This window comes from Ulvibacterium sp. (genome assembly GCF_965228935.1).
Lineage (GTDB): Bacteria > Bacteroidota > Bacteroidia > Flavobacteriales > Flavobacteriaceae > Ulvibacterium.
In genome coordinates, this window is sequence record NZ_OZ245846.1 from 2,712,437 (window position 1) to 2,724,667 (window position 12,231).

General features: G+C 43.3%; 7 protein-coding genes. 5 read left to right on the forward strand and 2 right to left on the reverse strand.

The features are described from left to right. The first annotated feature begins 4 nt into the window (after positions 1 to 4). The 5 genes from rplJ to ACO06Y_RS11515 all read left to right on the forward strand — a co-directional run bounded on the left by rplJ (position 5) and on the right by ACO06Y_RS11515 (position 9,624). Complete coding sequence (gene rplJ, locus ACO06Y_RS11495; RefSeq protein WP_422083968.1) at positions 5 to 523, forward strand: 50S ribosomal protein L10; 519 nt, start codon at positions 5 to 7, stop codon at positions 521 to 523. A 50-nt stretch (positions 524 to 573) separates the two neighbouring features. Continuing rightward, on the forward strand, positions 574 to 957 hold the full coding sequence (rplL, locus tag ACO06Y_RS11500; protein ID WP_422083969.1) for a 50S ribosomal protein L7/L12: 384 nt from the start codon (positions 574 to 576) through the stop codon (positions 955 to 957). Positions 958 to 1,099: 142 nt separating this feature from the next. Then, positions 1,100 to 4,909, forward strand: a complete 3,810-nt coding sequence (gene rpoB, locus ACO06Y_RS11505) for a DNA-directed RNA polymerase subunit beta (protein ID WP_422083970.1) — start codon at positions 1,100 to 1,102, stop codon at positions 4,907 to 4,909. 56 nt (positions 4,910 to 4,965) lie between these two features. After that, positions 4,966 to 9,264 (forward strand): DNA-directed RNA polymerase subunit beta', encoded by a 4,299-nt coding sequence (rpoC, locus tag ACO06Y_RS11510; protein ID WP_422083971.1) that lies wholly within the window; start codon positions 4,966 to 4,968, stop codon positions 9,262 to 9,264. Positions 9,265 to 9,312: 48 nt separating this feature from the next. Beyond that, positions 9,313 to 9,624: a DUF3467 domain-containing protein gene (locus ACO06Y_RS11515; protein WP_120713232.1), complete on the forward strand. Its 312-nt coding sequence runs from the start codon at positions 9,313 to 9,315 to the stop codon at positions 9,622 to 9,624. A 29-nt stretch (positions 9,625 to 9,653) separates the two neighbouring features. Here ACO06Y_RS11515 and ACO06Y_RS11520 read toward each other — a convergent pair whose 3' ends face one another. Both ACO06Y_RS11520 and ACO06Y_RS11525 read right to left on the reverse strand, forming a co-directional pair. Then, positions 9,654 to 11,243 (reverse strand): peptide chain release factor 3, encoded by a 1,590-nt coding sequence (locus tag ACO06Y_RS11520; RefSeq protein WP_422083972.1) that lies wholly within the window; start codon positions 11,241 to 11,243, stop codon positions 9,654 to 9,656. 654 nt (positions 11,244 to 11,897) lie between these two features. Next, positions 11,898 to 12,137, reverse strand: a complete 240-nt coding sequence (locus ACO06Y_RS11525) for a hypothetical protein (RefSeq protein ID WP_422083973.1) — start codon at positions 12,135 to 12,137, stop codon at positions 11,898 to 11,900. Between the last annotated feature and the right edge of the window lie 94 nt (positions 12,138 to 12,231).

Below are 12,231 nucleotides of genomic sequence, written 5' to 3' on the forward strand. Positions count from 1 at the left end.
TAGTATGACAAGAGAAGAAAAAGCAAACGTAATACAGGATCTGACTGCTCAGCTATCCGATAATTCTACCATTTATTTGGCCGACATATCGGGATTGAATGCCTCCATGACTTCGGATTTGCGAAGGGCATGTTTCAAGGCCAATGTTAAGCTATCCGTGGTTAAGAACACCTTGCTCGCCAAGGCGATGGAGGCTTCGGATAAGGAGTTCGGTGAACTCCCCGAGGTTTTAAAGGGAAACACCTCCTTGATGTTCTCGGAGACCGGAAACGGTCCCGCAAAACTGATTAAGAACTTCAGGAAAAAATCGGATAGGCCCTTGTTGAAAGGAGCCTTTATTGAGGAGGCGATTTTTATAGGGGACGATAAGTTGGATACCCTTGTGAGTATCAAATCCAAGGAGGAGATCATTGGGGACATTATCGGATTACTGCAATCACCGGCCAAGAATGTTATTTCTGGCCTGAAATCTGGTGGAGGCAAGCTCGCCGGTATCCTGAAGACGCTTTCCGAAAAAGAATAAGCACACACTAAAACTAAGTATATTTTAAAATTTTATTAAACGATAGAAAAATGGCAGATTTAAAGGATTTCGCAGAACAGTTGGTTAATCTTACCGTAAAAGAGGTAAACGAATTGGCCGATATATTAAAAGAAGAGTACGGTATAGAGCCTGCAGCTGCTGCCGTAGCTGTAGCCGGAGGCGCCGCCGCTGGAGGTGGGGAAGCTGAGGCCGCGGAGGAAAAAACAGAATTCGACGTAATTTTGAATGCTCCCGGAGGGTCTAAGCTTGCCGTTGTAAAATTGGTCAAGGAATTGACAGGATTAGGATTAAAAGATGCCAAGGACATTGTTGATAGTGCACCAAAAGCCGTTAAGGAAGGTGTAAGTAAAGACGAAGCCGAAGGAATCAAAAAATCATTGGAAGAAGCAGGAGCGGAAGTTGAGCTTAAATAATAGCAGCGACTATAGCATATTGGTTTAGGTCTTTTCCCGTCTTTTCGGGGTTAGACCTAAGCCTTTTTATACATAATACATTTTGCGTATATGAGGGCATATACGACCTATTTATCATTCACGATCAAAATACTGTCCATAGATGTTCACACAACAAACTGAAAGAATAAATTTTGCATCCGCTAAGAACACGCCGGAATACCCGGATTTCTTGGACATCCAGATAAAATCTTTTCAGGATTTTTTTCAACTTGAGACCAAATCGGATGAAAGGGGCAATGAAGGTCTGTACAATACCTTTATGGAAAACTTTCCAATAACGGACACGAGGAACCAGTTCGTGCTCGAATTTTTGGATTATTTTATAGATCCCCCCAGATATTCAATTCAAGAGTGCATTGAACGGGGTCTTACCTATAGCGTACCCTTAAAGGCAAGATTGAAATTATACTGTACCGATCCGGAACACGAGGATTTTGAGACCATTGTACAAGATGTGTATCTAGGGACCATTCCTTATATGACGCCTAGCGGTACTTTTGTAATTAATGGCGCCGAAAGAGTGGTTGTTTCACAGCTTCACCGTTCACCAGGGGTCTTTTTCGGACAGTCTTTCCATGCCAATGGTACCAAACTATATTCGGCCAGGGTAATTCCTTTTAAAGGTTCTTGGATCGAGTTTGCTACGGATATCAATGGTGTTATGTATGCCTATATTGATAGAAAGAAAAAATTACCGGTTACTACGTTGTTCAGGGCTATAGGATTTGAGCGGGACAAGGATATCTTGGAAATTTTTGACCTTTCCGAAGAGGTAAAGGTCTCCAAAGCAGGACTGAAGAAAATTCTGGGCCGTAAATTGGCGGCAAGGGTTTTGAACACTTGGCATGAGGACTTTGTAGATGAGGATACCGGAGAAGTGGTTTCCATTGAACGGAACGAAATTGTTTTGGATCGGGATACCATTCTTGAGAAGGAACACATCGATGAGATTTTGGACACCGATGTAAAAACAATTCTGCTTCATAAGGAGAACAATGCACAGTCGGATTATGCCATTATCCACAATACCTTGCAAAAGGATCCTACCAACTCCGAAAAGGAAGCCGTAGAGCACATCTATCGTCAATTGCGTAACGCGGAGCCACCCGATGAGGAAACCGCTCGTGGTATTATAGACAAATTGTTCTTTTCCGATCAGCGGTATAATCTGGGAGAGGTAGGCCGTTATCGGATGAACAAAAAATTGGGTCTGGATATCGGAATGGACAAACAGGTATTGACCAAGGACGATATCATTACCATCATAAAATATCTGATAGAACTTATAAATTCCAAAGCGGAGATCGATGATATAGATCACTTATCCAATCGTCGTGTACGTACCGTTGGGGAACAGTTGTCCTCTCAATTTGGGGTAGGTTTGGCCCGTATGGCACGGACCATTCGCGAACGGATGAACGTAAGGGACAACGAGGTATTTACACCTATAGATTTGATCAATGCAAAGACGTTGTCCTCGGTTATCAATTCATTCTTTGGTACAAACCAATTGTCCCAGTTTATGGATCAGACCAATCCGTTGGCCGAGATAACACACAAGAGAAGATTGTCCGCATTGGGACCAGGAGGCCTTTCGAGGGAAAGGGCAGGATTTGAGGTGCGCGACGTACACTATACCCATTATGGAAGACTGTGTCCGATCGAAACCCCGGAAGGGCCCAATATCGGTTTGATTTCATCACTTTCCGTTTTTGCCAAGGTTAATCCCATGGGCTTTTTGGAAACCCCATATCGTAAAGTCGAAAATGGTAAGGTGAACACCAAGGAGTATTCGTACTTAAGTGCGGAAGAAGAGGAAGGAATGAAAATAGCGCAAGCAAACATTCCTATGAAAGATGATGGTACTATTGATAATGATAAGGTCATTGCCCGTGAAGAAGGGGATTTTCCCGTTGTAGATCCTTCCGAAGTGAACTACACGGATGTGGCACCTAACCAGATAGCCTCTATTTCCGCTTCCTTGATTCCGTTTTTGGAACATGATGATGCCAACCGTGCATTAATGGGATCTAACATGATGCGCCAGGCCGTTCCCCTATTGAAACCGCAATCACCGATTGTTGGTACAGGATTGGAACGTCAAGTGGCTTCGGACTCCAGGGTATTGATCAATGCGGAGGGTGAAGGAGTAATAGAATATGTGGACGCCGAAAAGATCACTATCAAGTACAACAGAACGGATGCCGAAAGGTTAGTAAGTTTCGAGGAAGATGAAAAGACGTATGAATTGGTCAAATTCAGAAAGACCAATCAAGGTACCAGTATCAACTTGAAGCCCATAGTAAGCAAAGGTGATAAAGTTAAGAAAGGACAGGTTCTTTGTGAGGGCTACGCCACTGAAAATGGTGAATTGGCCTTAGGACGGAACCTTACCGTTGCCTTTATGCCCTGGAAGGGATATAACTTTGAGGATGCCATCGTGATTTCTGAAAAAGTGGTACGTGAGGATATCTTTACTTCCATCCATGTAGATGAGTACGCTTTGGAGGTACGGGATACCAAATTGGGTGCCGAGGAATTGACCCATGACATACCCAATGTTTCCGAGGAAGCCACTAAGGATTTGGACGAAAACGGAATGATCCGTATCGGTGCAGAGGTAAAACCTGGGGATATCCTTATTGGTAAGATTACACCAAAAGGGGAATCCGATCCTACACCAGAGGAAAAGCTACTTCGTGCTATTTTCGGAGATAAGGCGGGTGATGTAAAGGATGCTTCCTTAAAGGCCTCACCATCCCTGACCGGTGTTGTCATCGATAAGAAGTTGTTCTCGCGGTCTATTAAGGACAAGCGGAAACGTTCAGAGGACAAAGAGGCCATTTCCAATTTGGAGATGGAATATGAAGTAAAATTTCAACAGCTAAAGGATATTTTAGTTGAGAAACTGTTCTCCTTGATCAGTGGAAAGACGTCCCAGGGCGTTTTGAACGATTTGGGCGAAGAAGTTCTTCCAAAGGGCAAAAAGTATACCATTAAGATGTTGAATGCCGTGGATGACTTTGCGCATTTGGTGGGTGGAAGCTGGACAACGGATAAGGAAACCAACGCATCGGTGGCCGACCTGCTCCATAATTACAAGATTAAACTGAACGACCTACAAGGGAACCTAAGAAGGGATAAATTCACAATTTCCGTCGGGGATGAATTGCCCGCGGGTATCATGAAGCTGGCCAAGGTTTACATTGCCAAAAAGCGCAAACTTAAAGTCGGTGATAAAATGGCGGGGCGTCATGGTAACAAGGGTATTGTTTCCAGAATAGTACGTCAGGAAGACATGCCTTTCCTGGAAGATGGAACCCCCGTGGACATCGTATTGAACCCGCTTGGGGTACCATCACGTATGAACATCGGGCAAATTTATGAAACTGTTCTCGGATGGGCCGGCCTTAAATTGGGCAAAAAATATGCAACGGCCATTTTTGATGGGGCCACGTTGGATGAAATCAACGGGTATACGGATGAGGCGGGTATCCCCAGATATGGACATACCTACCTTTACGATGGAGGCACTGGGGAACGATTTGATCAACCGGCCACTGTTGGGGTCATCTACATGCTAAAATTAGGCCATATGGTAGATGATAAGATGCATGCCAGATCTATTGGGCCGTATTCCTTGATTACGCAACAACCTTTGGGCGGGAAAGCTCAATTTGGAGGTCAGCGTTTTGGGGAGATGGAAGTATGGGCCCTGGAAGCCTATGGTGCTTCCGCCACCTTGCGGGAGATATTGACGGTTAAATCCGATGATGTGATCGGTAGGGCAAAAACCTACGAGTCCATCGTAAAGGGCGAGACCATGCCAGAACCTGGATTACCAGAATCCTTTAACGTATTGATGCACGAACTGAAAGGTTTGGGTCTGGATATACGCTTGGAGGAATAAACAAATCGATATAGCGATTTAAGAACACACATTTTAATTTAGTATCACCATATATCATGGCTAGAATAAAAGATAATAACCCAGTAAAAAGGTTTGACAAGATTTCAATCGGATTGGCTTCACCGGAAGCAATCTTAGCGGAGTCCAGGGGAGAAGTCCTCAAACCTGAAACTATTAACTACCGAACGCACAAGCCAGAGCGTGACGGACTTTTCTGCGAGCGTATTTTTGGTCCCGTAAAGGACTATGAGTGTGCTTGTGGTAAGTACAAACGTATCCGCTACCGCGGTATTGTTTGTGACCGTTGTGGTGTGGAGGTTACCGAGAAAAAAGTTCGCCGGGACAGGGTAGGGCATATCAATTTGGTCGTACCCGTGGCCCATATCTGGTATTTCCGTTCCTTGCCCAATAAGATAGGATATCTGTTGGGACTTCCTTCAAAGAAGTTGGATATGATTATCTACTACGAAAGGTATGTGGTAATTCAGCCGGGTATTGCCAAAGGGCCTGAAGGAGAGGAAATCCAAAAAATGGATTTCTTAACAGAGGAAGAATACCTGAACATTGTTGAAGAGCTACCACAGGAAAATCAATATTTGGAAGATTCCGACCCCAATAAGTTCATTGCAAAAATGGGAGCGGAGTGTTTGATCGATCTTTTGGCCCGTATAGATTTAAAGGAGTTGTCATACGAACTTCGCCATAAGGCCAACACCGAAACATCAAAACAACGTAAAACCGAGGCACTGAAAAGGCTTCAGGTTGTTGAGGCCTTACGGGAATCCCAGGATAATAGGGAAAACAAGCCGGAATGGATGATCATGAAGGTGATTCCTGTTATTCCTCCCGAATTGCGCCCATTGGTTCCATTGGATGGAGGTCGTTTTGCCACCTCGGATTTGAATGACCTATATCGAAGGGTAATTATACGAAACAACCGTTTGAAGAGACTGGTGGAAATCAAGGCTCCTGAAGTGATTCTTAGAAACGAGAAGCGTATGCTACAGGAAGCGGTCGATTCACTCTTTGATAACACGAGAAAGGCGTCCGCGGTTAAAACCGAATCCAACAGGCCCTTGAAGTCCCTTTCCGACTCGCTTAAAGGGAAACAGGGACGTTTCCGTCAAAACCTTTTGGGTAAACGGGTGGATTACTCCGCACGTTCGGTAATCGTAGTCGGGCCTGAAATGAAATTGTATGAATGTGGTCTTCCAAAGGATATGGCGGCCGAATTGTACAAACCTTTCGTTATCCGTAAACTGATAGAAAGAGGGATTGTCAAGACGGTCAAGTCCGCCAAAAAGATTATCGATAAGAAAGAACCCGTGGTTTGGGATATCCTGGAAAATGTATTGAAAGGGCATCCTGTGCTGTTGAACAGGGCCCCTACCTTGCACCGTTTAGGTATTCAGGCATTTCAACCAAAACTGATAGAGGGCAAGGCGATTCGTTTGCACCCATTGGTGTGTACCGCCTTTAATGCGGATTTTGACGGGGATCAAATGGCGGTCCACCTGCCATTGGGCCCAGAGGCCATATTGGAAGCCCAATTATTGATGCTGGCCTCACATAACATTTTGAATCCGGCCAATGGTTCACCTATTACCGTACCTTCCCAGGATATGGTATTGGGGCTGTATTATATGACCAAGGAGAGGAAGTCCACGCCTGAAGTTCCTGTAAAGGGCGAAGGACTCACTTTCTACTCGGATGAAGAAGTGGAAATTGCCTTTAATGAAGGTAAAGTAGACCTTAATGCGGGTATAAAGGTAAGGACCAAGGATTTTAATGAAGAAGGGGAATTGGTCAACCAAATAGTGGAAACTACCGTAGGTAGGGTACTTTTTAATATGGAAGTACCGGAGCAGGCCGGATATGTGAATACCGTTTTGAACAAAAAGGCCTTAAGGGACATCATCGGAAAGATTCTCGCGGTTACGGACGTTCCAACAACCGCCGAGTTCTTGGATAAGATCAAGACCATGGGGTATGAGTTTGCCTTTAAGGGTGGACTTTCCTTTAGTTTGGGAGATATCATCATTCCACAGGAAAAACATGGGATGATCGATGATGCCAATGGTCAGGTTGATGCCATTATGGCCAATTATAATATGGGACTTATCACCAATAACGAACGTTATAACCAGGTAATCGATGTTTGGACATCTACCAATGCCATGTTGACCGAATTGGCCATGAAACGTATCCGTGAGGACCAACAAGGATTTAATTCGGTGTATATGATGCTCGATTCCGGCGCTAGGGGTTCAAAGGAACAGATACGTCAGCTTACCGGAATGCGGGGATTAATGGCAAAACCCAAGAAGTCGACCGCCGGGGGTGGGGAAATTATCGAGAACCCGATTCTTTCCAACTTTAAGGAAGGTCTCTCTATATTGGAGTACTTTATTTCCACGCACGGTGCGCGTAAAGGATTGGCGGATACGGCCTTAAAAACTGCGGATGCCGGATATTTAACAAGACGTTTGGTAGACGTTTCCCAGGATGTGATTATCAATATAGAGGATTGTGGGACGCTCCGAGGTGTAGAGGTCGAAGCTTTGAAAAAGAACGAGGAAATAGTTGAATCCTTAGGTGAGCGTATTCTTGGTAGGGTATCCTTACATGACGTTTATAACCCGTTGACCGAAGAATTGTTACTGGAAGCGGGTCAGGAGATTATGGAATCCGACATCAAGAAAATTGAGGAGTCCCCTGTTGAAAAAGTAGAAGTGCGTTCCGCATTGACCTGTGAGGCACCTCAAGGAATCTGTGCCAAATGTTACGGAAGAAATCTTTCCACCAATAAAATGGTGCAGCGTGGAGAAGCGGTCGGTGTAGTTGCCGCCCAGTCCATTGGTGAACCAGGGACACAGCTTACGTTGCGTACATTCCACGTGGGAGGTATTGCCGGAAACATATCTGAGGACAATAAATTGCCGGCGAAGTTTGATGGTATTGCGGAAATTGAGGACCTAAGGACAGTAAAAGGTCAGGATAGTGAAGGCAATACTGCTGAAATTGTGATTTCAAGGACCTCTGAAATAAAGATAGTCGATACCAAGACAGGAATCACCTTAAGTAACAATAACATTCCTTATGGCTCCCAACTGTTCATAAAAAATGGGGCAAGTGTCAAAAAAGGAGATGTTATTTGCCAGTGGGATCCCTACAATGGTGTCATCGTTTCGGAATTCCCCGGAAAGATTGCCTATGAGAATATCGAACAAGGCGTTACTTATCAGGTAGAAATCGATGAACAAACAGGTTTTCAGGAAAAGGTCATTTCCGAATCCAGAAACAAAAAATTGATTCCTACCTTGTTGATCAAGAATGATAAGGATGAGATTTTACGTTCGTACAATCTACCTGTAGGTTCCCATATTATGGTTGATGATGGGGATAAGATACAAGAGGGCAAGATTTTGGTAAAGATTCCACGTAAGTCGGCCAAGGCCGGCGATATTACTGGAGGACTTCCAAGGGTAACCGAATTGTTCGAGGCTAGAAACCCTTCTAATCCGGCAGTAGTATCAGAGATTGATGGAGTGGTTTCCTTCGGCAAGATTAAAAGAGGTAATCGGGAAATTATCATAGAATCCAAATTGGGCGAAGTCAAGAAATACTTGGTAAAATTGTCCAATCAGATTTTGGTTCAGGAGAACGATTACGTCCGTGCAGGCATGCCGTTGTCCGATGGATCTATTACACCAGAGGATATTTTGGCCATAAAGGGTCCTTCCGCGGTACAGCAATACTTGGTAAATGAAGTTCAGGAAGTATATCGCTTACAAGGAGTTAAGATTAACGACAAGCACTTTGAAGTGGTTGTGCGGCAGATGATGCGAAAGGTTCGGATTGAGGATCCGGGAGATACCATCTTCTTGGAGAATCAATTGGTTCACAAGTCTGACTTTATTGAGGAGAACGATGAGATTTTCGGCAAAAAAGTTATCATAGATGCAGGAGAGTCGGAAACCTTAAAAGCTGGACAGATAATTACCGCTCGTGAAATGAGGGATGAAAATAGCATCCTGAGACGAGCGGACAAGACCTTGGTGGAAGCACGGGATGCAGTTGCGGCCACAGCAACTCCGATTCTTCAAGGAATTACACGGGCATCCTTGCAGACCAAATCCTTTATTTCTGCTGCTTCCTTCCAGGAAACGACAAAAGTGTTGAACGAAGCTGCGGTAAGCGGTAAGGTAGATACTTTGGAAGGACTGAAGGAAAACGTAATTGTCGGGCACAAAATTCCGGCAGGTACGGGAATGCGGGACTATGAAAACATCATCGTAGGTTCCAAGGAGGAATACGATGAAATTATGGCACGCAAAGAAGCTTTAAAATTCTAAAATCAAAAACCCTCGATAAAATGTATCGGGGGTTTATTTTTTATGGCTATGGACGAAAAAGAGCAAAAGCAAAAACAGATCAATATAGAGTTGGACGAGAAAATGGCCGAAGGTACCTACTCCAACTTGGCCATTATCAATCATTCAATTTCTGAATTTGTGGTTGATTTTATAAGTATGATGCCCGGGGCGCCCAAGGCAAAGGTGAAAAGTAGGATTATACTAACCCCCCAGCACGCAAAAAAATTTCTAAAGGCCCTAAATGACAATGTAAACCGTTTTGAAAAGGCACACGGCACGATAAAGGATTACGAACAGCCACCAATTCCTATTAATTTTGGGCCTACGGGTGAGGCATAGATATCATCAAACCTGACAGGTCTTTTGTTTCAATCAAACTCAGAAGTAAAATGCAACTTCACGGATGGGTATTTCTGTTGCGTCATCTGCAGGGAAAATTGAGAATCCGCCAGGAAAACCAGTTGGCCTCTTTTATCCTTCGCTAAAAATTTTTGCTTCACCCTACTGAACTCCTCGAACTCTGCGCTTTTTGAATTTTTGGGGTCTATCCAACACGCTTTGTGCACCGGAAAGTTCTCGTAGGTACACTTGGCTCCATATTCATGTTCTAGTCGATACTGAATAACCTCAAATTGAAGCGCTCCCACAGTACCAATTACCTTACGATTATTGATTTCAAGGGTAAACAACTGCGCAACTCCCTCGTCCATTAGCTGATCGATGCCCTTATTCAATTGTTTGGCTTTCATCGGATCTGCGTTGTTTATGTACCGGAAATGTTCAGGGGAAAAACTTGGGATTCCCTTATAATGCAAACTTTCTCCTTCGGTCAAGGTATCGCCTATTTTAAAATTTCCGGTATCATGCAGACCCACAATATCACCAGGATATGAAATGTCCACTATTTCCTTTTTTTCGGCAAAGAAGGCATTTGGACTGGAGAATTTTAGCTTTTTGCCATGACGAACATGCAAATAAGGTCTGTTTCGCTCAAAGGTGCCCGAAACAATCTTTATAAACGCCAGACGATCCCGGTGCTTTGGATCCATATTGGCATGGATTTTAAAAACAAACCCCGTCATATCCGGTTCAAAGGCATCTACCAAACGTTCCTCCGCTAGTTTAGCCCTGGGGGAGGGTGCAATTTCTACAAAACAATCTAATAGCTCCCGCACTCCAAAATTGTTTAGGGCAGATCCAAAAAAAACGGGTTGCTGGTTACCTTCCAAATACTTTTCCTTATCGAAATCGGGATAAACACCCTGTACGAGTTCCAGGTTATCCCGCAAAGTTTTTGCTGCATCGCCTCCGATAATGGTTTCCAATTGGAGGTTTCCAATATCATTGAAAGCGATGGTGTCCTCAATATTCTTCTTACTATCGCCGCTAAAAAGATTAATGTTCTTTTCATAGATATTGTAGATACCCATAAAATCGTATCCCATGCCAATAGGGAAACTTAGTGGAGTCACGGATAGGCCTAATTTTAGTTCAAGTTCATCCAAAAGATCAAAGGCGTCTTTCCCCTCCCTATCCAATTTATTGATGAAGACAATAATCGGAATGTTCCGCATTCTGCATACTTCCACTAATTTTTCCGTCTGTTCCTCCACACCTTTCGCCACATCTATTACAACAATAACGCTGTCCACCGCGGTCAGTGTTCTAAAAGTATCCTCGGCAAAGTCCTTGTGGCCCGGCGTATCCAATATATTTATCTTTTTGTCCTTATATAAAAAGGCCAATACCGATGTGGCTACCGAGATTCCACGCTGCCGTTCAATTTCCATGAAATCGCTAGTGGCGGATTTCTTGATTTTGTTACTCTTCACGGCACCCGCTTCCTGAATAGCACCACCAAAGAGCAGCAGTTTTTCGGTTAGGGTAGTCTTTCCCGCATCAGGATGGGATATTATTCCAAAAGTCCGCCGTTTTTGGATTTGGGTCTTAAAGCTCATTTGAAAAATTTCGGCAAAAGTAAGGTAAAAATAATAGGTTATTCAGTATTCCGTCTTTTTAAGGTCAAGGTGTTTGCATGGATTTGTATGGCTGTAGTTGTTTAGGCAAAAACCGAGTCCTAAATACATTTTTTGTCGATTAACTGCAGAAATAACCGATTTTGATCGATGAAATAATCTTTTTGTTTAAGGTTCAACGTATTTAAATAACGAATGGGTATAGCACTTTTTTGCGTTTTACCGAATAAACATGTTATTAAAAGATATTATGTATCGAATGCTTCCTAAACAATTTGACGATCTAATTTTTAGATATATCTTGCATGGATATTATATTTAAAACAACCCCGAATATCTTAACATTTTTGAATTCCTACAGCCATGGTGATTAGTTTAAATTAGAAAACTATCATTTATGGAAAATATTACTTTCTTAAAAAAGGAGGATGGTTTTACTTTGGTTTTAAGTCTTGCCATCATCTTTCTTTTAGTACCGCTGACTTTTTCCTTTGCCAAATCCGATTCATATGTTGAGTATTCAATATCCACCTCTACGGATGAGTTTGGGGATAATGACAATACAACGAACCTTGCGGATACCGATGGGAGCTTTGTTACAGATAGTATATTTATAGATTCTAATAATTATGGGGTTTATAATGCTACGGGATGCTTCAAGCCTGAATTCAAGGGAGTATCCCCCTCGGATTTTGGATTTTCGGGAGGTATCACCGACGGAAGTCTTTCGGCAACGGATGTAGATATCAGCTCTAAATGGGGCCTTCCTGTAGGGAGTGTAATCGTAAGTTTTACTGGAGGGAGTACAAATTCTAGCGGTTCAACCTTTTCCGTACTAAATGGTCTCCCAATGACTTTTACTTTTTCTGGCACCATTCCCGTTAACGTTATGGCGCGTCATTCGTCTATCATTCCTCGTCTAAAAAAAGATGGTATTATCGCATTGGACGATACACGGTATGAGCTAACA

Excerpts from the sequence above, each read along its gene's own strand:
- ACO06Y_RS11525 (WP_422083973.1), bottom strand. The coding sequence starts at position 12,137 with ATGGTGCCAGAAAAAGTAAAAGTCATTGGGAGACCATTTAGTACGGAA.
- rpoB (WP_422083970.1), top strand. The coding sequence starts at position 1,100 with ATGTTCACACAACAAACTGAAAGAATAAATTTTGCATCCGCTAAGAAC.
- rplL (WP_422083969.1), top strand. The coding sequence starts at position 574 with ATGGCAGATTTAAAGGATTTCGCAGAACAGTTGGTTAATCTTACCGTA.
- ACO06Y_RS11520 (WP_422083972.1), bottom strand. The coding sequence starts at position 11,243 with ATGAGCTTTAAGACCCAAATCCAAAAACGGCGGACTTTTGGAATAATA.
- rplJ (WP_422083968.1), top strand. The coding sequence starts at position 5 with ATGACAAGAGAAGAAAAAGCAAACGTAATACAGGATCTGACTGCTCAG.
- rpoC (WP_422083971.1), top strand. The coding sequence starts at position 4,966 with ATGGCTAGAATAAAAGATAATAACCCAGTAAAAAGGTTTGACAAGATT.
- ACO06Y_RS11515 (WP_120713232.1), top strand. The coding sequence starts at position 9,313 with ATGGACGAAAAAGAGCAAAAGCAAAAACAGATCAATATAGAGTTGGAC.